24 protein-coding genes and 1 riboswitch are annotated in these 23,547 nt (G+C 44.2%); of the genes, 6 read left to right on the forward strand and 18 right to left on the reverse strand.

All coding sequences use genetic code 11. The features are described from left to right. The 4 genes from ABYB02_RS03145 to ABYB02_RS03160 form a co-directional block, all read right to left on the reverse strand. The coding region (locus ABYB02_RS03145; RefSeq protein WP_372760974.1) for a FecCD family ABC transporter permease at positions 1–906 on the reverse strand (906 nt) is incomplete at its 3' end. Beyond that, positions 893–1,705: an ABC transporter ATP-binding protein gene (locus ABYB02_RS03150; RefSeq protein WP_372760976.1), complete on the reverse strand. Its 813-nt coding sequence runs from the start codon at positions 1,703–1,705 to the stop codon at positions 893–895. The genes ABYB02_RS03145 and ABYB02_RS03150, both read right to left, overlap by 14 nt. Before the next feature lie 89 nt (positions 1,706–1,794). Continuing rightward, positions 1,795–1,930: riboswitch (cobalamin riboswitch) on the reverse strand. A gap of 45 nt (positions 1,931–1,975) precedes the next feature. Continuing rightward, positions 1,976–2,911 carry a porin gene (locus ABYB02_RS03155; protein ID WP_372760978.1) on the reverse strand — a complete coding sequence of 312 codons (936 nt, stop codon included), beginning with the start codon at positions 2,909–2,911 and terminating at the stop codon, positions 1,976–1,978. A 141-nt stretch (positions 2,912–3,052) separates the two neighbouring features. After that, on the reverse strand, positions 3,053–3,922 hold the full coding sequence (locus ABYB02_RS03160; RefSeq protein WP_372760980.1) for a LysR family transcriptional regulator: 870 nt from the start codon (positions 3,920–3,922) through the stop codon (positions 3,053–3,055). A gap of 89 nt (positions 3,923–4,011) precedes the next feature. Between ABYB02_RS03160 and ABYB02_RS03165 the strand changes: the two genes are divergently transcribed. Next, entirely contained in the window at positions 4,012–4,386 is a 375-nt protein-coding gene (locus ABYB02_RS03165; protein WP_372760982.1) for a DUF413 domain-containing protein, read from the forward strand. 79 nt (positions 4,387–4,465) lie between these two features. Here ABYB02_RS03165 and rarD read toward each other — a convergent pair whose 3' ends face one another. Further along, positions 4,466–5,386, reverse strand: coding sequence for an EamA family transporter RarD (gene rarD / locus ABYB02_RS03170; protein ID WP_372760984.1), 921 nt, complete (start codon positions 5,384–5,386; stop codon positions 4,466–4,468). Between the two features lie 52 nt (positions 5,387–5,438). After that, positions 5,439–5,894, reverse strand: a complete 456-nt coding sequence (locus tag ABYB02_RS03175) for a thioesterase family protein (RefSeq protein ID WP_372760986.1) — start codon at positions 5,892–5,894, stop codon at positions 5,439–5,441. Positions 5,895–6,092: 198 nt separating this feature from the next. Between ABYB02_RS03175 and recQ the strand changes: the two genes are divergently transcribed. From recQ to ABYB02_RS03195, 4 genes are all read left to right on the forward strand, one after another. Then, positions 6,093–7,916, forward strand: a complete 1,824-nt coding sequence (gene recQ / locus ABYB02_RS03180) for a DNA helicase RecQ (protein WP_372760988.1) — start codon at positions 6,093–6,095, stop codon at positions 7,914–7,916. Positions 7,917–7,923: 7 nt separating this feature from the next. After that, positions 7,924–8,208, forward strand: a complete 285-nt coding sequence (locus ABYB02_RS03185; protein ID WP_372760990.1) for a DUF3630 family protein — start codon at positions 7,924–7,926, stop codon at positions 8,206–8,208. Positions 8,209–8,315: 107 nt separating this feature from the next. After that, positions 8,316–10,034: a BamA/TamA family outer membrane protein gene (locus tag ABYB02_RS03190; protein WP_372760992.1), complete on the forward strand. Its 1,719-nt coding sequence runs from the start codon at positions 8,316–8,318 to the stop codon at positions 10,032–10,034. Between the two features lie 32 nt (positions 10,035–10,066). Beyond that, on the forward strand, positions 10,067–10,645 hold the full coding sequence (locus ABYB02_RS03195) for a mechanosensitive ion channel domain-containing protein (RefSeq protein WP_372760994.1): 579 nt from the start codon (positions 10,067–10,069) through the stop codon (positions 10,643–10,645). Positions 10,646–10,727: 82 nt separating this feature from the next. On the opposite strand, the gene ABYB02_RS03200 is transcribed toward ABYB02_RS03195, so the two are convergent. The 3 genes from ABYB02_RS03200 to ABYB02_RS03210 form a co-directional block, all read right to left on the reverse strand. Continuing rightward, positions 10,728–11,786, reverse strand: coding sequence for a succinylglutamate desuccinylase/aspartoacylase family protein (locus tag ABYB02_RS03200; RefSeq protein ID WP_372760996.1), 1,059 nt, complete (start codon positions 11,784–11,786; stop codon positions 10,728–10,730). Beyond that, positions 11,773–12,678, reverse strand: a complete 906-nt coding sequence (gene rimK / locus ABYB02_RS03205; protein WP_372760998.1) for a 30S ribosomal protein S6--L-glutamate ligase — start codon at positions 12,676–12,678, stop codon at positions 11,773–11,775. Before rimK ends, ABYB02_RS03200 begins: the two co-directional genes overlap by 14 nt. Before the next feature lie 72 nt (positions 12,679–12,750). Then, the gene (locus ABYB02_RS03210) at positions 12,751–13,173 is read right to left on the reverse strand and encodes an ATP-dependent zinc protease (RefSeq protein WP_372761000.1); all 423 of its coding nucleotides are present in this window, start codon (positions 13,171–13,173) and stop codon (positions 12,751–12,753) included. Positions 13,174–13,439: 266 nt separating this feature from the next. Here ABYB02_RS03210 and ABYB02_RS03215 point away from each other — a divergent pair, with 266 nt between their 5' ends. Next, a complete protein-coding gene (locus ABYB02_RS03215) occupies positions 13,440–14,411 on the forward strand; it encodes a zinc transporter ZntB (RefSeq protein ID WP_372761002.1) in 972 nt (323 codons plus the stop codon). A gap of 91 nt (positions 14,412–14,502) precedes the next feature. Here ABYB02_RS03215 and rraB read toward each other — a convergent pair whose 3' ends face one another. The 9 genes from rraB to ABYB02_RS03260 all read right to left on the reverse strand — a co-directional run bounded on the left by rraB (position 14,503) and on the right by ABYB02_RS03260 (position 23,486). Next, a complete protein-coding gene (gene rraB / locus ABYB02_RS03220; RefSeq protein ID WP_372761004.1) occupies positions 14,503–14,838 on the reverse strand; it encodes a ribonuclease E inhibitor RraB in 336 nt (111 codons plus the stop codon). After that, positions 14,838–15,551: a 1-acylglycerol-3-phosphate O-acyltransferase gene (locus ABYB02_RS03225; protein WP_372761006.1), complete on the reverse strand. Its 714-nt coding sequence runs from the start codon at positions 15,549–15,551 to the stop codon at positions 14,838–14,840. Before ABYB02_RS03225 ends, rraB begins: the two co-directional genes overlap by 1 nt. Before the next feature lie 154 nt (positions 15,552–15,705). Continuing rightward, a complete protein-coding gene (gene parC / locus ABYB02_RS03230) occupies positions 15,706–18,000 on the reverse strand; it encodes a DNA topoisomerase IV subunit A (protein ID WP_372761008.1) in 2,295 nt (764 codons plus the stop codon). A 10-nt stretch (positions 18,001–18,010) separates the two neighbouring features. Then, positions 18,011–19,105, reverse strand: a complete 1,095-nt coding sequence (locus ABYB02_RS03235) for a sorbosone dehydrogenase family protein (protein ID WP_372761010.1) — start codon at positions 19,103–19,105, stop codon at positions 18,011–18,013. Positions 19,106–19,133: 28 nt separating this feature from the next. Then, positions 19,134–21,023, reverse strand: coding sequence for a DNA topoisomerase IV subunit B (gene parE, locus ABYB02_RS03240; RefSeq protein WP_372761012.1), 1,890 nt, complete (start codon positions 21,021–21,023; stop codon positions 19,134–19,136). A 30-nt stretch (positions 21,024–21,053) separates the two neighbouring features. Beyond that, positions 21,054–21,614, reverse strand: coding sequence for a YqiA/YcfP family alpha/beta fold hydrolase (locus ABYB02_RS03245; protein ID WP_372761014.1), 561 nt, complete (start codon positions 21,612–21,614; stop codon positions 21,054–21,056). After that, positions 21,599–22,384: a metallophosphoesterase gene (locus ABYB02_RS03250; RefSeq protein ID WP_372761016.1), complete on the reverse strand. Its 786-nt coding sequence runs from the start codon at positions 22,382–22,384 to the stop codon at positions 21,599–21,601. Before ABYB02_RS03250 ends, ABYB02_RS03245 begins: the two co-directional genes overlap by 16 nt. Continuing rightward, complete coding sequence (locus ABYB02_RS03255) at positions 22,371–22,829, reverse strand: DUF1249 domain-containing protein (RefSeq protein WP_372761018.1); 459 nt, start codon at positions 22,827–22,829, stop codon at positions 22,371–22,373. Before ABYB02_RS03255 ends, ABYB02_RS03250 begins: the two co-directional genes overlap by 14 nt. A gap of 30 nt (positions 22,830–22,859) precedes the next feature. After that, positions 22,860–23,486 carry an NUDIX domain-containing protein gene (locus tag ABYB02_RS03260; protein WP_372761020.1) on the reverse strand — a complete coding sequence of 209 codons (627 nt, stop codon included), beginning with the start codon at positions 23,484–23,486 and terminating at the stop codon, positions 22,860–22,862. Between the last annotated feature and the right edge of the window lie 61 nt (positions 23,487–23,547).

The following is a 23,547-nucleotide window of genomic DNA, read 5'->3' on the forward strand; positions in this document are numbered from 1 at the left end:
ATCCACCCACACCATAAAAATACCGCCCACTAAACTGGTGATCAGTAAACCTGACAAAGTGCCTTGTGAAATAAAAAAACGCACTATATGTGGCACCATCAGCCCGACAAAACCAATTCCTCCGCACATGGCCACCAGCACCGCGGTGATCAGTGAGCTCAACACCAGCATTAAAATTCTACAGCGCTGCACTTGCACGCCCAGTGTGGCCGCACTTTCATCACCTAATAACATGGCATTAAGGTGTCGTCTAAAGCCAAGCATCACCACACTACAGAGTAAAATCGCCAGCGCCGGTAACCATAGCGATGCCCATTGCGCGCGAGCAAAACTACCCAGAGTCCAAAATAAAATTGCCGCTACCGCCTGAGGATCGCTCCAATAAAGTAATAAACTAGTAAAGGCGCTAAATAAAAACGATAACGCCACTCCCGCTAAGAGCATCGCTTCTACTTGTGCGCTTTGCTGCCTGCCGGCAATAACAATTAATAAACTCATCGCAACTAAACTGCCTAGTAAGGCTGCAGCCGATAACGCAAACCCCGCGCTAATCCCGGTCACTACCATCAACAGCACCACCCCAAGTGAAGCGCCCGACGATATACCAAATAAATACGGATCGGCCAGAGGATTACGTGTCACGGTTTGTAAAATAAGCCCTGCAATCGCCAATCCGCTGCCGGCTAAAAATGCCAGTAAAGTACGCGGCATTCTTAATTCAATAATAATACGGCTTTTAAACGAGGCCTCTGAGCTAAAGAACATGGCTTTTAGCACATCAGTTAATGCAGTGTCTGCCGCGCCAAAGCTCAACGCTAAAAATAATGTAACAACAGCTGCTAATAGCGTAATAAACAATGCAAGCGTTGAGTGCTGAGTTATATTTCGCATGTTATTGATAACCATAAAAGTAACTAATATGCGGAATAACCCCACCGCTGCTGGATGGCTGGGGGTGCTGGCTCACTTGCGCGCAAACACCAAACACGGTATTTAACATCGCTTCGTTGAGTACCTCACTAGGCGTGCCACTGCAGGCGATTTCACCTTGATTAATAACCACTAATTGATCGCACATTGCAGCGGCTAAGTTTAAATCATGGAATGAGGCAAATACCGTCACGCCAAGTGATTTGGCCAGCTCCATGACCTGAATTTGATATTTAACATCTAAATGACTGGTGGGCTCATCCATGATTAGCAGTTGCGGCTGTTGCACCATAGCACGTGCAATGAGTGCTCGCTGCTTTTCGCCCCCCGACAGCGATTCAAACTGCTGCTGCGTATGCTCGGTTAAATTAACCCGCGCGATGGCTTGGTTAATTTTCTCTATATCGCTGTGACTGGTTGCGCTAAAAAGTGACTTATGTGGCGTTAAACCCAGTGCTACAACATCAAACAGGGTTAAATTAAATTGTTGTGGTGCCTCTTGTAGCACCACCGCCACGTACTTAGCGTATTGCGCACTGCTAAGCTGCCAAATATTAACGTCATTAAACTTAACCTGCCCAGCAGTCGGCTGGTTATAGCGATATAAGCAACGCAGTAAGCTAGATTTTCCCGCGCCATTAGGCCCAATTAAACCCACAAACTGACCACGCTTGAGCTGTAAATTAATCTGTTTAACAATGGCCTTACTGCCAATCCCCCAAGACAGGTTTTCTACCTTGAGTAATGGAGTATTGGTTGCTGTATTAGTGTGCAATAGTTAATCCTAGGCAGATTTAGCTCATTGCATAATGTGCTGGTAGTTTAATAGCGCACAAAAAACTGAATGAGTAACCCCGCTCGTTATTTGAATTGATATCATCTGGCATTTGTATCTGACTTACAGTGCAGCTGCTTACAGTTACGGGTATAGTTGAGGAGTTGCACCTCATTCCAAATGCAGCTCTATTATGGGCGGCTAACTAAATAATTTAAAGCAAAAAAAACCGCATTAAAATTAATGCGGTTAAAAAGAAGGGATTTTATTTTAAAACTTATATTCAATACCGACTGCTAAGTAGTCTTGGTCAACTTGGTTGTCCATATCGAAATTTGAATAAAAACCAAATAATTTAGTGTTCTTATTTAATTTGTGATCAATACCCGCAGATATCGCGGTTTTGTCATCACTGTCGTCAAAGTCCATTGCTTGGTACTGTAACTTAAAGGTATTACTTGCTAGTGTGTAAGCAGCACTTAATAAGTAACCATCAGCTTCTGCACTACCATCTACTTTTTCTTGCGTTTGGTACATAGCACCCAGTTTAACATCAGCCACTTTAGTGTGTACTGAAGCACGCACAATATCGTAGCCTTTTACTTCGCTGTCGGCTGCAATCGCTGCATAAACGCTGCTATTTTTTAAGCCAGCATCACCGTAGGTAACAGCCATTGAATAGCCATTTTTAGCCGCTGCGTCATCACTATCTTCTGCAACAAAGGTGGCTAAAACCTTAAACCCCTGATAAGAATTTGACGCATAAGAAACCGTGTTACCTAAACGGTTTTCGCCTTTAAAGACATTTTTAATATCGCCTTCAAGGTCACTAAATAAATCGATTTTGCCTTGCGACAGCTTTAGCGCGGTGTCATTACGCCCTACAACCACCTGACCAAACGCACCTTTTAAACCAACATATTGATTGCGCGAAGAAATATTATCTTTGTCGCCTTTTGAATCGGCATCAGACAGATCAACTTGAAATTCAAACTTATAAACAGCTTCTAAGCCATCAGCGAGGCTTTCGCTCCCTTTAATACCTAAACGCGAGGCATTACTTTTAATTTCAGTAAATGAGCCCTCACCATCATCAGATGATTGCACCGTGACATTTGCTTTACCATAAAAGTCTACATCGGCTAACGCATTAAAAGACAAACCACCTAACAAAGCCAAACATAAGCTCGATTTTACAAATTTCATGCTAATTCCTCGATAATCACAACGGGTTAATTTTTAAAACAGCTGCAGTGTGGCATCGCAAAATGACAAAAATATTACAACTGACATGTTTTTTGCGTTTTAAATTAATAAATCTGCCATTAAAATTACATACTAGAGAAATTATTCTACATCCGTCGGTAACTTAGGTGTCATTTGGCTGAGTAAATTAACCAGTGTTTCTATCAATTCTTTTTGCTCGTTATCGCGGTGATAAGCCACAAAGATATCGCGCGATGTGGTTTCAACATCTTTAACATGAAATAACTCGCCTTTATCTAAATGTTCAGCCACTAATACCTGTGGAATAAACGCGCTGCCACCACATTGCAATATTAAGTCTAAGGCAATACGCCCTGTACTGGTTCTAAAATACGGCGGTGTTTTACCGGTAAACTGCCGTGCATGCCACAGTGAAAACGTGGTGCCCCAATCTACATACACATACTGGTTATCAAAAAAGTTATCGTTATTCGCGGTATCAAATGCACTCACCGGAATAATCGGTAGCTCGCAAATACGCTCCACCACGAGCTCATCGACTTTAGGCGGATCAAACAAAATTGCAATATCGAGCGTACGCTCTAGTAATAGTCGCGTACTTTCTTGTTGTGCTTTTACCTCTGCCACTAACGACACGCCGGGCATGGCCGAGACAATATTGGTGATGCCAAACTGTAAAAATGCATCCCAGATATTGGGAGTGCCCGCTAAGCAAATTTGTTTGTGCATATTGTCGGCCAGTGCCACATCCACTTTGGCTCTTTGCATTCCGGTAATAATCATTTGCGCATGGGGTAATAAGCGTTCGCCAGGGGCTGTTAGCTGAATATTATTGCGTTGGCGAATAAATAAATTCACCCCCAAACCTTGCTCTAATTGACGGATTCTAAAGCTCACTGCAGACTGAGTGATATACAGGTTTTCTGCCGCTTTGCCAAAGTGACGGGTCCGCACTACCTCAACAAATGTTTTTAATAAATCGATATCCAAATCTGTTCCTCACGATAAAAATAACTTGTTTAAAAAATCAGTAAACTTGTCGCATACTCCAGCAATTAATAAGGTATGAGGGTACAGCAATGAGCAATGATATTTCACTACTTCGCCAAGCATTTGTTAGTCAACGTCAATTTTTCGATGATCAGAACTTTCCCCGCGGATTTAGTCGCAGTGGAAACTTCACCTTGTTAGAAGCCAGCATATTAGAGCAACATGGGGTTGTTTTAAAAGGCCTACACAATAAAACTTTAGCGCCACAAAATGAGCAGCAACAGCAATTTGTTGCGGTTGTAAGCGGCGCACAAGAACCTACCAACGCCATTGAGCGTGCATGGGTTAAGTATTTAAAGTTAACCACCTGCAAAGCAAAATTTCATACTCTCTTTGGCCGCTCAAAAATATCGAGCCCCACTCCAGTTAGCCAAGACTACTACGCTGAATCTGACAGCCTGTAATAACTGAGCTAATTTAGCGTTATATCAAGCCTAGCGCGAGTAGTCATACATCGCGCTAGTCATTTTAAAGCGCTATCTACTACACAACGCCTGACGCAACAATAGCCGCTTTTTTACGTTTACGCGATTGACGATAAGAGTCCCAACTAAAAATAGCCAGTGCACTCCAAATACACGCAAAGGTGAGCACACGCTCGGCATCAAATACCTCATCGTAAAGCAATACCGCCAAAATAAACATTAAGCTGGGGCCTATGTATTGAAAAAAACCCAAAGTGGTATATTGCAAACGTTTCGCGGCACCGGTAAAACACAGTAGCGGCAAGGTGGTAATAATGCCAGCGCTGATCAGTAATATATTAGTATGCCAGTCATTGAGCACTAAATCTGACGTCGCCGTAGGCTGCATTAACCACCAGTAAATAAGTGCGACAGGTAAGAGTATCAGCGCTTCCAGCGTGATCCCCGTTAACGCCACCACCGGCAGTTTTTTACGCAATAAGCCATAAATAGCAAACGACGTTGCCAGTGAAAATGCCACCACCGGAAATGAGCCAAAACTGATTAACTGCAACATCACGCCACTAAATGCAAGTGCCACCGCCACCAGCTGAAATTTACGTAGCCGCTCACCTAAAAATAGCATACCCAGCAACACATTCAGTAAGGGGTTGATGTAATAGCCCAAACTGGCATCAAGCATGTGATTATTATTCACCGCCCAAATAAATAAGCCCCAGTTAAAGCCCAATAACGACGAAGTTAACACAAGCATAAGCAATAACTTAGGCTGCACTATAATGCCTTTAATGTTATGCCACTGGCGCATCGCACTAACAATAACAATTAAAAACACCACCGACCACACCACACGGTGAGTTAAAATTTCAAAGGCAGACACATGCTGTAACTGCTTAAAGTAAATAGGTGCTAAGCCCCATATTAAAAAAGCCACACAGGCCAAAATGGCGCCTTTGCGCTGCTCGGTATCAATTGGCATAAATACACACTTAGTTATTCAAAAGGCCGCCAGTTTACTCCGCAAACTTTTATTAGCCAACTAAATACGTGCCAGTCCCAAACGCAATTTGCACCCCTTGCTCATTATGCAATTCCATGCGGCACACACAAACTTTATTACCCGAGCGGATCAACGTAGCACTGGCAATAAATTTTTCGCCTTTGCCTGGGCGCAAGTAGTCGGTACGCATATCTATGGTGCCTAAGGTAGCCAACTTTTGTTGCACCGAGCCAATATCAACATCGCTGAGCTTATCTATGACACTTGCCGCAGCTAACATGCCGCCGACATTATCGAGGGCTGCGGAGATAACGCCGCCATGCAAGATTTTTTGTGCTGGGTTACCTATCAACACATCTTGCCAAGGAAACGCTATTTTAGCGTGCTCCGGACTCAGTGATACCACGGCTATTTTTAACAACTGGTTAAACGGCATATTGTTGACAAACACTTCACCCACTTGTTGAATTAACACTTCTTTATTCATTATTATTGTTTCTGTTGCATCTGGTAAGATGAGTAAAACACAGCGACCATCAAACTAGCAATAGTGTTAACTTAAATAGCCGTGCTCAATGCATAACAAGACGCGAAATCACAGCCAACCAGCGAGTGGGAAATTTATTCAATAAACATTCAGCGTGCGCTAAAGACATTCTGTAAAAAAAACACTAAAATGGCGGCAATGAACACATTAACTTCCCCTTCCAGCTCTGTGGTGCGCAAGCCCGACACAGTACTCAAACAAGTGTTTGGTTACAGTGAATTTCGCGACGGCCAAAAAGCGGTGATTGACGCGGCCATTAATGGTCAAGACACTTTAGTGCTGCTCCCTACCGGTGGCGGCAAGTCGGTGTGTTATCAAATACCTGCTCTCGTGCTCGAGGGCGTCACTGTGGTTATTTCGCCGCTCATCTCGCTGATGCAAGACCAAGTAGCGCAATTACAAGCGTTAGGTGTGAGCGCCGCCTATGTGAACAATAGCCTAAGCCGTGAAGAGCAACAGTTAGTGTATCAACAGCTCCATCAGGGGGGGATTAAACTGTTGTACGTGGCGCCCGAAAAAGTGTTACAAGGGGAGTTTTTAGCGCGTTTATCACACCTTAAGGTAAGTTTATTTGCTATCGATGAAGCGCACTGTGTATCTCATTGGGGCCACGATTTTAGGCCACACTACTTTCGCTTAAATGAATTAAAACAACACTTTGCCCACGTGCCTATGATGGCATTAACGGCAACCGCCGATAAAGCCACTCGTTTTGATATTGTTGCCCAACTTAAATTACAGCAACCTTATATTCATACTGGTAGCTTTGACCGGCCGAATATTCGCTACACCATAGAAGAAAAATTTAAACCTATGGTGCAATTATTGCGCTACTTAAAAGAACAAAAAAACCAAAGTGGTATTATTTATTGCACCAGCCGTAAGCGCGTAGACGACATTGCCGAAAAACTCGCCGATGCGGGACTCAATGCCGCAGCCTATCATGCCGGTATGAGTAACGAACAACGGCAATTTGTGCAAACAGGCTTTGCCCGTGACGATATTCAAATCGTGGTGGCTACGGTGGCCTTTGGCATGGGGATCAATAAGCCCAATGTGCGTTTTGTTCTGCATTACGACATTCCAAAAAGTATCGAGTCTTACTACCAAGAAACCGGCCGTGCTGGGCGTGATGGTTTAGCTGCCGAAGCGATCATGTACTTTGATCCAGCCGACATTGGCCGCGTACGACGCTTTTTTGAAGACATTGATGACGAACAACGTCGTCGTGTAGAAGAGCAACGTTTTAATGCCATGGCCAGCTTTGCCGAAGCGCAAACCTGTCGGCGGCAAATCCTGCTTAACTACTTTAGCGAATACCAACGCGAACCGTGCGGCAACTGCGATATTTGCTTAAATCCGCCCAAGAGCTTTGATGGTACGTTAGTCGCGCAACAAGCATTATCGTGCGTGTACCGCGCCGAGCAACGCTTTGGCCTAGGCTATATAGTGGAGTTACTACGCGGTGCTAATACCAGCCGTATTCGCGATAATAACCACCATCAACTCAGCACCTATGGTATAGGTAAAGACAAAAGCAGTGAGTTTTGGCTGAGTATTTTGCGCCAGCTTATTCACCAAGGACTACTCAGCCAAGATATTACTCAAGGGGCGTCACTGCGGTTAACCGAAGCTGCCCGCGCTATTTTAAAAGGTGAATATGTATTGCAGCTGGCTGAGCCACGCTTGCAAGCGAAACACGTATACCAAGACAAATTAGCGCAGTTTAATTATGATAAAAAACTCTTTGCGCGTTTACGGGCACTGCGAAAAGAGCTTGCCGATGCCGACGATGTGCCGCCTTATGTGGTATTTAACGACAAAACATTAGCCGAAATGGCGCAATTAATGCCTACCAACGACAGCGAATTTTTAAAGGTGTCGGGCGTGGGATTTACTAAACTGAACAAATATGGCGGAGAGTTTTTAACCGCAATTCGCCATTACCTTGCCACACACTAAGCATTTTATGAGCCTAATAGAATATCAGCACACGCATCGCTGCATTATTATCACTGCGCAGCACCCTCCCCACGATGAAGACTTTGAACTGTGGAGCCAAGTGTTTTTACACAGTGATGAAATCAGCATCAGCGAATACCATGCCGGCGCCGATCGCCACCAATTGCGCTTCAGCTACCAACAACAAATGTTTAATTTAAATTTTGAACATTATAGCCAAAGTATTTGGATTAACGGTGAAGGCCACGCCGCGGAACACCTGCTAGCGGCACTGGCTTTTCATCTCAGTTAAAGACGATTAAATCAACGCAAAGCCTGATACTTTCACTTACATTTTTATAACAATGATGTAAGCTGATATTACGATAGTAATTTGCTACGTAGCAGTAAGGGATTTGAATGATAAACAGAAAGTGGATCACACAGTGCTGTATTAGCGTAACTTTCTCTGTCTTTTTTATGGCTAATGCATTTTCACAGCAGCTAACCGATGACAGCTGTACTGCAGCCCCGATAACGTATGAAAACAGTAACAGTAATTTACGTCGCCAATTACACGACAACACCGCCTTGTTGGTTGCTAAGCCTGATGCCACTATAGCACGGGTTTCCCTGCAGCAACTGAATGTATTTAATACTGAACTGGAAGAAGAAAATAATGCGCTATTTCGCTTTGCCAATCGTGCTCATATCCAGACCGAGCCCGAAGTAATTAACAGCGTTTTATTGTTTAAAAGTGGCGATAAGTATGACGCGAAAAAACTCGCTGAGTCAGAGCGTTTGCTGCGCCAACAAGGCTACCTTTACGATGCGCAAGTGATTGCCAGCGAAAACTGTGAAGGCAATGTCGATGTGACCGTTGTTACTCGCGATTTATGGACACTGCTGCCGGAAATCAGCTTTAGTCGTAGTGGCGGCGAAAATAAGTCAAGCATTGGCTTTCGTGAATCAAACCTGTTTGGTTGGGGTAAACGCCTGTCACTGGCACGCACCACAGATAGTGATCGCAATGGCTATTTATTTGTTTACGACGATCCTAATATTTTCTCTACCCGCTACCGAGGGCGTTTAGAATATGCCGACAATAACGATGGCAAACGCCATTTACTAGAACTAACCTACCCGTTTTTTGCCATTGATACCCCCTACAGTTACGGGGTGCTCAGTTATACTGAGCAACGTGAAGAAGCGCTGTATCAACGCGGTGAAAAGTTTAGCGAATTTGAGCAAAAAACCGATCTTAACCGCGTGTTTATTGGCCATTCTAAAGCCCTTAGTAAAAATTGGACGCAGCGGCTAAGCCTAGGTTACGTTGATGAGCAGCACCGCTTTGCCGCCATAGCAAATACTGTGGCTCCCCTCGCCGCAGATCGTAACTTAAGTTACCCCTATATTAGCGGCCATTGGTTTGAAGATAACTTTATTAAAGTACGTAACTTTGACAGCATCTACCGCACCGAAGACTTAAACTTAGGCTGGAATATAAAAACGCTGTTAGGTTACTCTGATGAGTCGATTAGTAACGATGACAGCCGCGCAGTTTACTCATTTAACGTTAAAAAAGCGCACTTTTCAGGGGACGATACGTTATGGCGCTTTAGTGCCGATATGGACGGTTACTGGAATAAACAACAAAAAAAGTTTGAAAACCTCGTTACCACCACGCAACTGCAATATTATTTAAACACCAGTATCGATCAGTCTTGGTATGCAAAAGTACGGCTGCAGTATGCTAAAAATCTGACCCGTGACAAACAGCTCACCTTAGGCGGCGAAACCGGCCTGCGCGGCTACCCAATGGATTACCAACATGGCGATCGTAGCTTTTTAGTCAGTTTAGAGAAGCGTTATTATTGGGAGTACGATTTACTGCAGTTATTTAAAGTGGGTGGCGCAGCCTTTTTTGATATAGGCAGAGCTTGGTCTGATAAACAAGGGTATAATCTTAATAATACTGAAAATAACCAAGTGCTTAAAAATGTCGGTGTTGGCTTGCGTCTTGCCCCGAGCCGTGCAAATGCCGGTACCGTGATCCATATAGATATAGCGGCCCCTCTCGATAAGTTCGATGATGTAGACTCGGTACAATGGCTGGTCAATGTAAAAAACACTTTTTAATCAATAACCTAACTATTATTTGAGAACTTATTTTGCAACTGTTTGAATTATTAGACTTACTCGGCACCCAATATAAATTGGTTGTCACTGTGGTTGCCTTGCTGCTTTACCCGCTGCTATTGAAAGTGACTGAAAAGCTACTGGAAAAAACCATTAAAGGCAAAATAGACGTACACCGAAAATACCGTGCTGAGCTACTACTTAAAATTATTCTTGCCTTTGTGATGCTGTGTTTAGTGCTGGTATTTTGGGGCATTGAGCTGCGTGGCTTACTGGTATTAGGCTCTTCACTATTTGCTATGCTCGGGGTTGCGCTATTTGCCGCTTGGTCACTACTGAGTAATTTAACCGCCTTTTTACTGATGTTTATTCAAAACGATTGCCGCGTAGGCTTTTGGGTGCGCATTGTCGATGGCGCAAACAGTATTGAAGGGCGCATTGTCGAAATGGGCTTAATGAACGTGGTACTAGAGCATATTGACGGTCACCGTGTTATTTACCCGAATAACTTATTTGTTACGCGTCCGGTGCTAGTGTTAAACAAAGAGCCTAAAGCAACTAAATCCCCTGCTACAAAGCGCATACTCGGCCCTAAACGCCCTAACCAATAAGCTTTAAAAACCATAAAGCCGTTTAGTTATTCCTGTGTTGGATTAACTAAACGGCTGGTATTATATAGCAGCTTAAACGTACTTAGTTATTTAACTCAGCTGTTTTAAGCTCATCATCTAGGTCAGTGATCTCATCAATAAAGGTGCCAAGCTGTTGCTCCACTAAGCTATTTGCATGGGCAAAGTACGCAATATGAAATACCGCATCGCCTTCATTAACTAATGGCATAGTTTGCTGGCCAATTATAATACCGCTGCGCGGCGCTAACAATTCCAGCTCAGAATCACCTAACGGGCTGCTAATATAGGCTAATATTTGCCCTTTAGTCACCCGCTCTCCAAGCGATACCTGCGCCCGTACTATACCGTCAACTTCGGCACGTACCCAACTGGTTGAGCTGGCAATGATCGGCTCTGGGAGCTTTTTAGGGCGCTTGCCACGGATCATTTTTAAATGCCGCATCACGTAATCAACACCTTGCACGCCCGCGGCGATGGCAATAGGATCAAAACGTAGTGCTTCACCCGCTTCATAAGTGATCACCGGAATGCCTAAGTTCGCCGCTTCACTGCGCAGTGAGCCATTGCGTAATGAGGCATTAATAACCGCCGGAGTACCAAAGGCTTTTGCCATCTCGGCGGTGGCATCATCTTCTAAATTAGCGCGTATTTGCGGTAAATTAGTGCGATGTATCGCACCAGTATGCAAGTCAATAATATGCGTACAATGCACGGCCACTTGATTAAAAAACATATACGCCATACGCCCCGCCAAGGAGCCACGTTCCGAGCCCGGAAAACTGCGGTTCATATCGCGACGATCCGGCAAGTAGCGTGACTTATGGATAAAACCAAACACATTCACGATAGGCACCGCAATCAGCGTACCACGTAATTGGTTGGGATCTATTTTGGCGAGTAATTGCCGTACCACTTCCACGCCATTTAACTCATCGCCATGAATAGCCGCACACACCATCAATACCGGGCCTTCCATTACTCCATTCACCACTTCTATGGGTATATTTAACGGTGAGTGGGTGTAAAGCTTTGCTGCTTCTAGGGCAAGCGTTTTCCGCTCACCCACGCCAATACTTTCACCTAATAAGGTAAAAGGGCGGTTAATTTTAACCTTTGCCACGAGTTGCGGTTCCTTTACTTGAGGCATTTTTTTCGATGAAATCAATCACCATACCTGCAATATCTTTACCGGTCGCAATTTCAATGCCTTCAAGACCTGGCGATGAGTTTACTTCCATTACCAAAGGCCCACGCGAAGAGCGCAGTAAATCAACACCCGCTACATTTAAGCCCATCGCTTTTGCCGCCGCAACCGCTGTTTTACGCTCCTCAGGGGTGATACGCACTAAGGTTGCGCTGCCACCGCGGTGCAGGTTTGAACGGAACTCACCTTCTTGTGCTTGACGTTTCATGGCGGCAATCACTTTGTCACCTAAAACAAAACAACGAATGTCAGCACCGCCGGCTTCTTTAATGTATTCTTGCACCATGATATTGGCTTTTAAGCCCATAAACGCTTCAATTACACTTTCAGCAGCTTTACGCGTTTCGGCCAATACCACACCGATACCTTGAGTACCTTCCAATAGCTTAATTACTACAGGTGCACCGCCGACCATTTCAAGTAAATCTTTTACGTCATCGGGTTTGCTGGCAAATCCGGTGACCGGCATACCGACCGATTTACGTGATAACAGCTGTAACGAGCGTAATTTATCGCGCGAACGTGATATAGCCACCGATTCGTTAACTGGGTATACCCCCATCATTTCAAACTGACGCAATACCGAACAGCCATAAAAGGTCACTGAGGCGCCAATACGCGGCACTATTGCGTCAAAATCTTTTAAGTTTTCCCCGCGATAATGGATCTCAGGCTGCTCTGAATTTATATTCATATAACAACGCAGCGCGTCGATTACTTTAACTTCATGACCTCGTTCCTTCGCGGCTTCGATTAAACGACGCGTTGAATATAAATTTTTGTTGCGAGATAAAATACCAATTTTCATAGTTAATACCTTAACTAATTTGTATTGCACTGACGGTTAAGCTTGAACTGCAAGCAATTAATTTCAATACAGTTATAATAAATGAGATAAAGCCGGATCAACGACTATACGATTTTCCATGGCAGTACGCCCGAGTAACATTCTAAACTTCATTGTCGCGCGGCTGGTAAGGGTTATTTCTATTGGCCAGCTATGTTCGCCTGCATGTAATGAGGTTTCTATAAAGTAACGCAATTCTTTTTGCCCACTGGAGCTGGTTACGTACTTTAATTTTTTAACTTTTGCATGGCAAACAACCTGTGTTTGCTCATCTTCTTGTAATGGTTGGGCAATAAATTTAACCCATTTTTCGCCATCAACTGCATACTCTTCAATATTAATGGCATGGATACACGACGTACGGGCACCGGTATCTATTTTTGCTTTTATTAGATCTATGCCTAACTCTGGTAAACTTAACCACTCACGCCAACCAACGGTAATTTTTGCTGTCATAAATGCGCCCTTAATAAAAAAGTGTCTTATACGCTAGATAAAATAAAACACCAACGAAATTAATTTATCTACTCGACAAGTCAATTTAATTGATCTTTGTTGCCAACTCGTTTAACAATGCCACGCAAGCATGGTAGTGATCAAAATACCCTTGTTTAGCGTACCAAGTAGATTTAACAGCTTAAAAATAAAGGTAAGTTTAATTTACTTGGCTAAATACACTATAGTAAACAGTATTAAAAACATACTACTTATGAGAAATAATTATGATTAACGGCTTATTACATGCCCTGATACTTGATGAACAAGGTGGCGCCCGCACCATAGAAAATAGCGACGAACTTCACAACTGGCAGCCAGAGCAGGGTAAATTATGGGTGCATATGGATTATAGTCAAAGTGAGGCTGTAGCGTGGCTCAGCAGCTGTGAATTTTTAACTGATTACGAGCTCGAGTCGTTAATTGCTGATGAAACCCGTCCGCGTATTACTCCTGCAACCAATGGCCATATGCTGTTCTTACGTGGCATTAACCTTAATCCGGCACAAAGTCCGGAAGACATGGTTTCAATTCGTTTCTTCATTAACGAAAATATTATTATTAGTACCCGTAAGCGCCGCTTGCTATCGGTACAAGATATTCTGGCGTCATTTAATAATGGCGACGGCCCATGCAGTATTTCAGCATTGGTATGCGCCATTGCCCACAAGCTAACTTCACGCATGCAGAGCGTTATTGATGGCTTAGATGACACCTTAGACGACTTTGAAGAAGAAATTGATGAACCCAGTAAAAAGTTCGACAATCAAGCTTTGTCGCAACTGCGTCGTCAAACCATCGCGTTAAAGCGCTATTTAAAGCCACAAAAAGAAGCGCTCAACAATATGCTGAATCATGCTTACCCGTGGTTATTTGAAGAAGATAAAGCCAAACTCAACGAAACTACCAACCTACTCACGCGTTATCTTGAAGAGCTAGATAGCTCTATTGAGCGTGCCCAAGTAATTCAGCAAACGATAACCAATCAAGTCTCTGAGCAGCTAAATCAACGCATGTACGTGATGTCGGTGGTGGCCGCGCTATTTTTACCTTTAGGCTTTTTAACCGGTTTATTAGGGGTTAACGTGGGCGGAATACCGGGTACCGAAAGCCCTTACGCGTTTACTTTATTTGTGCTGTTTTTAGTACTACTTACCGGCGGTATTGGAGTGTATTTCAAAAATAAAAAATGGTTATAGTTGCCATTCGATGCATGTGAAGGCCCGACGCTCGGCAACAAAAAAGGCGAACAGCTTAGCCTATTCGCCTTTCTTTTAGATGTTGTGGTGGTTACTCTTGAAAGTAAGTACCCCAACCGTCGTATTCTACTTCGCATTCAGCAGCAAGTGCAGCTAGCTTATCAACGTCTTCCATAATTACGTCAACATCAAGCTCAGACTCAACCACAATATCAAAGCTCCAAATTTTTGCACCGTCTTCCAGCTCAAGCTCAGCGGGCTCTTCAACATCAAAGCCTAACTTAAATGCAGCCAGTGCCGCTTGCTCTAATTTAGCAAAGTCTTCGCTCACAAAGTGATGCTCTACTTCGTACAGTATTTCCGGGTCTGAGCCATCTTCAAGTAGTGAAGTTACGATGTCTTCACTTATTTCACGCCAGTTTTCCATTATTTCTCTCTCACTTGAGCATCTAATGCTGTTATTTTAGCCGCCATAATAGCGTGTACATGTTTGGCATATTCACGCGCGCTGGTTGCTTTATCCAGCGCCACTGGCGCTAACATTTCAATATAAATTGTACCATTATCCCAACGATTTAGTTTAATGGTTTTATGGGTGCTACTCATACAAACCGGCACTATCGGCACATTCGCACTCATAGCGGTGTGAAACGCGCCGGTTTTTAATGGCAATAAGCCACGGCCATAACTGCGTGTGCCTTCAGCAAACATCCATACCGACAGGCCTTTTTGCTTAATTTTTGCAGCGGCTTTTGAAATAGTGCCGGCCGCCTTTGAGCGGTTAGCGCGATCAATTAAAATATTACCCGATAACCAATAAAGCTGACCAAAAAACGGGATCCATTTTAAACTTTTCTTACCCACGCTAACACAATTTTCTGGCACCATGGCCGCAATAGTAAATAAGTCATAGTTATTTTGATGATTAGCCACATACACCGCAGGGCCGACATTACGCGCATCGGGGTGATGTTTTAAGACTAATTTTACCCCTAACATTTTCGCCACTGAACCAAACCAGCTCGCTATAATATGCACATTATTAGGATGAAAAGGCCTCACTATCGACAATAATAAGCCACAAATACAACTTAACAATATAAACAACAGCATAATTAAAATACGTATAACAGCTAGCAACAGAGCCTCTCCAATATAGATCAGTAACAAAGCCGCCATTGTAACGCGATTTTATTCTCGACACGAGAAATTCGCGCACAACTGTACGCTCAATTTTATAAGGTGTTCTATTTAAAACAAAAACGGCCTGCATTGCTGCAAGCCGTTTGCTGTGTTAGCTTTCGCTACTCGTGTCAGCGGGTTCATCATCTTGTGGATTCAATTCCACCACGGCTTCATCAACGCGCTGTAAACCGCGTGGTAATTTATTGCCTCGGCGGCCACGCTCACCATGATAATGCTCTAAATCACTTGGTTTCAGCGTTAGTTTTCGCTTTCCGGCATGCAGCGTAACACTGCTGCCATTGGGTACCACCGCAAGGACTTTTACAAACTCTTCGCGAGCCTGTACTTTAGCACTGGGGATCGAAATGATCTTGTTGCCTTTACCTTTAGTTAATTTGGGTAAATCACGCAGCGGGAATAACAACATGCGGCCTTCATTGGAAATCGCCATACAATAATCGCTCGCGACATCATTGACCCGCATCGGCGACAGCAATATACCTCCTTTGGGCACACTCACTAAGGCTTTACCATTTTTATTTTTACTGACTAAGTCTTTAAATTCAGTAATAAAGCCATAACCCGCGTCGGATGCCATTAATAACACTTGGTTGTCTTCGCTCATGATCACATGTTCAAAGTTAGCCCCTGCACTCAGGTTAAAGCGCCCTGTCATCGGCTCACCTTGGCTACGTGCCGACGGTAAACTATGCGCATCGGTGGCAAAGGCGCGTCCCGCCGAGTCTAAAAATACCGCGGGCTGGTTACTCTTACCGCGAGCAGACGCTTTATAGCCATCGCCGGAGCGATAACTTAGCCCTTGCACATCTAAATCGTGACCTTTACCTACTCGTGCCCAGCCTTTTTCTGACAACACCACAGTGACCGACTCGGATGGCATCAGATCTTTTTCATTTAATGCCTTCGCTTCAAGGCGCTCTACAACTGGTGAGCGACGTTCATCACCGTACAGCTCAGCGGCCTCTTGGATCTCTTTTTTCAGTAGCGTTGACATGCGACGATCAGAACCCAGCGTTTGCTGTAATTTGTCACGCTCTTTGGCTAACTCGTCTTGCTCGCCACGAATTTTGAACTCTTCTAATTTGGCTAAGTGGCGTAGTTTTAATTCTAAAATCGCTTCCGCTTGGATCTCGGTTAACGCAAAACGCTCCATTAACACCGGCTTAGGCTTATCTTCAGTACGAATAATTTCAATCACTTCATCAATATTCAAAAAGGCTGCCAGTAAGCCTTCTAAAATATGCAACCTTGCCAACACTTTATCTAAACGAAATTGCAGGCGCCGGCGTACCGTTTCGCGTCTAAAGGTTAACCACTCAGTTAAAATACTGCGTAAATCTTTAACCTGCGGACGACCATCCAAGCCAAGCATGTTTAAATTTACGCGATAGCTTTTTTCTAAGTCGGTGGTGGCAAATAAGTGCGCCATTAATGGCTCAGCTTTAATGCGGTTAGAACGCGGAATAATAACAATACGGGTTGGATTTTCGTGATCAGACTCATCCCGCAAATCGGCGACCATCGGCAGCTTTTTAGCATTCATTTGCGCGGCAATTTGCTCCAACACCTTTGCGCCCGAGCACTGGTGTGGAAGCGCAGTAATCACAATATCGCCTTGCTCTTCGCTGTAAACTGCACGCATTTTGATTGAGCCACGGCCGGTTTTATATATTTTATGAATATCGGCTTTAGGGGTGATAATTTCTGCGTCGGTTGGGTAATCTGGCGCATGTACTAACGCAAGTAACTCATCAAGCTCCGTTTTCGGCTTATCAAGTAATAAACAACAGGCACTGGCTACTTCACGCACATTATGCGGTGGAATATCGGTGGCCATCCCCACCGCAATGCCGGTAATACCATTGAGCAAAATATGCGGTAAGCGCGACGGCAGCACCAGAGGTTCATCCATGGTGCCATCAAAGTTAGCGGTCCAATCGACCGTGCCTTGACCCAGTTCTTTGAGTAAGATTTCAGAAAACTTCGAGAGCCGTGCTTCGGTATAACGCATCGCCGCAAACGATTTAGGATCGTCCGCCGCCCCCCAGTTACCTTGCCCATCAACTAGTGGGTAGCGATATGAAAACGGCTGCGCCATTAATACCATGGCTTCGTAACAGGCACTGTCACCATGCGGGTGATACTTACCGAGTACATCACCCACGGTACGAGCGGATTTTTTATACTTAGCACTGGCGGATAAACCCAGCTCGCTCATGGCATAAATAATACGTCGTTGTACCGGTTTGAGTCCATCACCGACATGCGGTAATGCACGGTCCATAATCACGTACATTGAATAATTTAAGTAGGCGTCTTCGGTAAAACGCCCCATGGTTTGTTGCTCAATTCCTTGCATTAGCAAAGTATCTGTATCACTCATTAACGCTTACCTAGTTTTTCTTATAGCTTACACGGTAGATCACGTTAGCGTAATCATCGCTTACCAACAGACTGCCGTCACCTAATTCTGCAAAGGCGACAGGGCGTCCATATGTTGTTTCGTTTTGCATAAAGCCAGTAATAAATGGCGTATATTTAGTTACCCGCCCTTGCTCTATAGTCGCAACCGCCACTTTATAACCTGATTTTTTACTACGATTCCACGAGCCATGCTCAGCAACAAATAATTGCTGCTTATAGGCTGCTGGAAATTGTTTGCCGGTATAAAAGTGGATCCCTAAAGGCGCCACATGGGCGCCAAGGGCTAGTGCCGGCGCCGTGTAATCGGCAATATTTTTACCGTTACCAAATTCAGGGTCAACAATAGCCCCTGCGTGCACATACGGAAAACCAAAGTGCTCTCCCTCGGTAGTGACGCGATTTAGCTCATCGGGTGGCATATCGTCGCCCATCATGTCGCGACCGTTATCGCTAAACCACAGAGTTTGTGTACTCGGATGAAAGTCAAAGCCTACCGAGTTACGTACCCCTTGTGCCAAAGTAGTAATTTGTTTAGTTGCCACATTAAGCGAAAAAATACGCCCAAAACGCTCATCTTCGGCGCAAATGTTACACGGTACGCCCACCGGAATAATTAATTCGCCGGTAGGAGCAAAGCGTAAAAACTTCCAACCATGATGCCGCTCTGACGGTAAGGCATCGTAAACCACATCATACTTCGGGTTTTTTAATTGCGTATCAATGTTCTTAAAACGAATAATACGATGTACTTCACCGACATATAAGTCGCCGTCTTTAATCGCGATGCCCGAAGGCATGTTTAAGCCCTCTGCCACCAGCATTTTTTTATCGGCGACACCGTCACTATTGTGATCAATTAGCGCATACACTTTGCCCGCTTTTCGCGAACCCGCATACACTATGCCCTTTTTTGATACCGCGATTTGCCGCGCATTTTCAACATCGCTGGCAAATAAACTCACTTCAAACTGCGGCGCTACCGTTAGCTTATCTAATATATTTTTTGCCATTACGGGATTGCAGGTTACACCTAGCAATAACACTATTCTCAGTACCGTATTCATATATTCCCCTTATTAGGTCAGGCTGTGCCTACACTTGCGCCTTGTTGCCGTGGTCTTCTAACCACTGGCGCCGATCTGCAGAACGTTTTTTAGCCAGCAACATATCCATCATTTCCATGGTGTTTTCTTCTTCATCTAAGGTTAACTGCACTAAACGGCGAGTATTGGGATCCATCGTCGTTTCGCGTAGCTGTAGTGGGTTCATTTCACCCAGTCCTTTGAATCGTTGTACGTTTACTTTACCGCGTTTTTTCTCTGCTTCAATACGCGCTAAGATGCCGGTTTTTTCGTCCTCATCTAAGGCATAATACACATCTTTACCAATATCAATTCTAAACAGTGGTGGCATTGCAACATACACATGCCCGGCTTTGACTAGTGGTTTAAAATGACGCACAAACAAGGCACACAGCAAGGTGGCAATGTGCAATCCATCGGAGTCCGCATCCGCTAAGATACAAATTTTATTATAGCGTAGCCCCGCTAAATTGTCGGAATCGGGGTCAATGCCCAGTGCAACTGAAATATCATGCACCTCTTGCGAGGCTAATATTTGCCCTGACTCCACTTCCCAGGTATTTAATATTTTACCGCGTAGCGGCATAATCGCCTGAAATTCACGATCGCGGGCTTGCTTCGCTGATCCGCCCGCCGAGTCACCTTCGACTAAAAATAGTTCGGTGCGGTCGTTATCGGCGGCGCTGCAATCGGTTAATTTACCGGGTAAAGCCGGCCCTGCGGTCACGCGTTTACGCACCACTTTTTTTGCTGCGCGTAACCGCCGCTGGGCGTTAGAAATACATAACTCTGATAACTGCTCTGCAATATCGGTGTGCTCATTAAGCCATAAACTGAATGAGTCTTTTACTACGCCCGATACAAACGCAGCGCACGAGCGTGATGACAGTTTTTCTTTTGTTTGCCCGGCAAATTGCGGATCTTGCATTTTCACTGACAACACATAACTACAGCGCTCCCAAATATCATCTGGGGTGAGCTTAACGCCACGTGGTAGTAAATTTCTGAACTCACAAAATTCACGCATCGCTTCCAACAAGCCTTGGCGTAAGCCATTCACATGCGTACCACCTTGGGCGGTGGGGATTAAATTCACATAACTTTCAGCAATCGATTCGCCACCCTCGGGTAGCCACACGAGTGCCCAGTCTGCGCCTTCAATACTACTGGCAAACTCACCAACAAACGGCTGTTCTGGCAGCGTTTCAAAGCCTTTGACCGCTTCAATTAAATAGTCTTTTAAACCGGTTTCATAAAACCACTCTTGGCTTTCTTTGGTTTGTTTATTAACAAATTTGATCCGCAAACCTGGGCATAATACCGCTTTGGCTTTTAATAAGTGATTTAGTTTAGTCAGTGAATAATTCGCGGAGTCAAAATATTTAGCGTCTGGCCAGAAGCGCACTGTGGTACCGGTATTGCGTTTACCTACGGTGCCAATCACGGTGAGATCTTCTACTTTGTCACCGTTTTCAAATGCCATACGATATTGCTGAGCATCCCGGCGTACGGTAACTTCTACACGTGTTGATAACGCGTTGACCACTGAGATCCCAACCCCGTGTAAACCACCGGAAAACTGATAGTTTTTATTTGAAAATTTACCACCGGCGTGTAATTTAGTGAAGATCAACTCCACCCCAGGGATCCCCTCTTCTGGGTGGATATCAATGGGCATACCGCGGCCATCATCTATCACTTCTAGCGAGTTATCTTCATGTAAAATCACATCAATGCGTGTGGCATGACCGGCCATGGCTTCATCGACGCTGTTATCGATAACTTCTTGGCCTAAGTGATTCGGCCGTGTGGTGTCGGTATACATGCCCGGACGGCGTTGTACCGGTTCTAGCCCATTGAGTACTTCAATAGCTTCGGCGTTATAATTTTGCTGACTCATAATTTTTATCTTTATATGCGCTAACTAGTTTTATTTGATGTTAAGAAAATCGACAATACTTGCAAAGGTGCGTTCAAAGCCAATAAAACTGTGATCGCCACCAAACTCAATCAATTGCTTGCATTGTGAATAATATTTTACTGCATGTTGAAAATTTAACACTTCATCACCCGTTTGCTGCAATAAATAAAGCAGCTCAGGGGTGTGTAATGTTGGTATCGTTAATGTGCTTAAAGCATCCATATGATGCTGGTTTAATTGGTATTTATAATCTTGATACGGATTATAATTTTCCCCGAGTAACGATGTTAATAAATTATAAGGTGCTACCGCTGGGTTAATAACCACCGCAGGAAGATGATAACGCTGCGATAAATAGGTGGCATAAAAGCCCCCTAGAGAACTGCCTAATAACACCGTATTAGACGTAAGCAATTGCTCTAACGCTATGATTGCTTGTAAAGGTTCGTGGTTTAACCGTGGCACACAATAATCAACATCATAGTGTGCCATAAGCTCACCAAAGCGCACAGCTTTATATGATTTTTCCGAACTGTTAAAGCCATGAATATAAATTACCCGTTTAACCATACCACATCCGTCTTAATCTGCAGCGTTGCTGACGCTGTGTTCAGGGTCAGCATTCTATACGCAGGGCCTCGGTTTTGCTGCTGCCAGTGCTCACTGTACTTAGTAAATTGCACCGAGCTTGCTGGAGTTGCGTAAATATCAAGGGTGCGAAAACGTTGCTGATAGTCATTGTGTACATGGCCATGAAAAAGGGCCGCAACCTGGCCATTATTCACCAAGGTATTTAATAGTTGTGGGCCATTTTCTAGCATATGTTTATCTAAATAGCCATTGATAGGTAACGGATTATGATGACAAAACAGCAGCTGAGTATTAGCTGATTGCGTTAAACAGCTGCTGATTTCAGTTAAATGTTCGGCGCTGATCCAGCCCGCCGGCGTGGGTCCTTTTGAGTTTAATAGCAATATCTCAACACCCTTGGCTATTAAGCGTTTTGCGGTACTGATTTGCCCGCCACTCATTTGTACCAGCAAGGCTATTTCGTCGTGATTACCCGGCAGCCAAAATAGCGGGCACGTTAAGCGGCTATTATGCACGAGCTGCGCAAAAAACTGATACGATGCCACACTATGATCTTGCGTTAAATCCCCACCAAAGACAACCGCATCAACTTGCTGCTGCGCCATATGGTCTAGGGCTAATGCCAAGTGCGCTGCGGAATTAACGCCAAAGTATTCGCCCTGTTTATCGGCAAATAAATGGCAATCCGTTACATGGGCAATTCGCAATAATGTTTTATCAAAATGGTGCGGCGCATCAAACCAAGCCATTATTTACATCCCAATTTAACGTCGCTCGCCCTTGCTCAACACAGGCAACAAGCCAATCATATAAAAACGCATTGAGTTGATACTTTTCATCTTTTTGATGCATTTTGGGATTCGGGTAACCATACGACGGTTTAATGCGTTGATGGTAATCATGATGCACTATCTCGGCTACTTTGGCATCGTTGTACAGCCGCACGGTTAAATACAGCGGCGTGATACTTTTAACCATACCGGTTAATTGTTGTATCGACACATCTAAGGTGTACTTTGCATTACCATCTATGGTTAACGCAAACTCACTGTTACCCAATTTTACTTTACGCACGCTGCTAACGCCGCGTTCTGCGGGTAACAGTTTTAATAGTCGCAAGTAATTATGCTCACACAGGGTTAAGTACTGTGGAAGGTTTTGAATGTATCGATTCGCTGCTAAAAGTGCTGTCAAAGTACCGCCATTACTCTTTAAAATTACTGTTTATGCCCATTTTTCGAGCATCCTGTGTCGGTTAAGCGCAAGCCATTGCAAGCTTATTACCGTTGCGGCGTTATCTATTTCGCCATTGTTTAAGCGTCGCTGCGCTTCTGCAAAAGTGAGCAAGTGAGTTCTAATATCTTCACCTTCACTCTCTAGCCCATAAATGCCAGTGGTGACTTGGCTTAAATCGGCGCGTGCTAAATATAAATGCAATCGTTCCGTTGTGCCTCCGGGGCTTGAAAGGTACGACAGCATAAAGGCCAGTTCCGTTAAATTCAGCCCGGCTTCTTCATAGGCTTCTTTTTTTACTACCGCTTCGTAATCTTCACTACCATCGGTCATGCCCGCTATACATTCTAACAGCCACGGCGAATGTTTGCTGTTAATTGCACCGATCCGTATTTGCTCTATTAATAGCACAGTGTCTGTTACAGGATCATAAGGTAACACTGCCACAGCATCGCCACGCTCTAATATTTCACGGCTAATGAGTTGCGATTTGCCACCGGCAAATAAAGCGTGTTCAAATTGGTATAAATTTATTTTAAAAAAACCATTATATAAGTTACGTATCGGTTTTAGCGTTACATCTTTATGGGTGAACTCAACGCGGTTTTTATTGGTCATTTTGTCACTTCCTTTTTATCGACTGAGTGCGTCGTTACAGGTTAATTAGCAATATATTCTG

Origin of the sequence: Pseudoalteromonas sp. (assembly GCF_041613455.1) — a bacterium.
Taxonomy (GTDB): domain Bacteria; phylum Pseudomonadota; class Gammaproteobacteria; order Enterobacterales; family Alteromonadaceae; genus Pseudoalteromonas.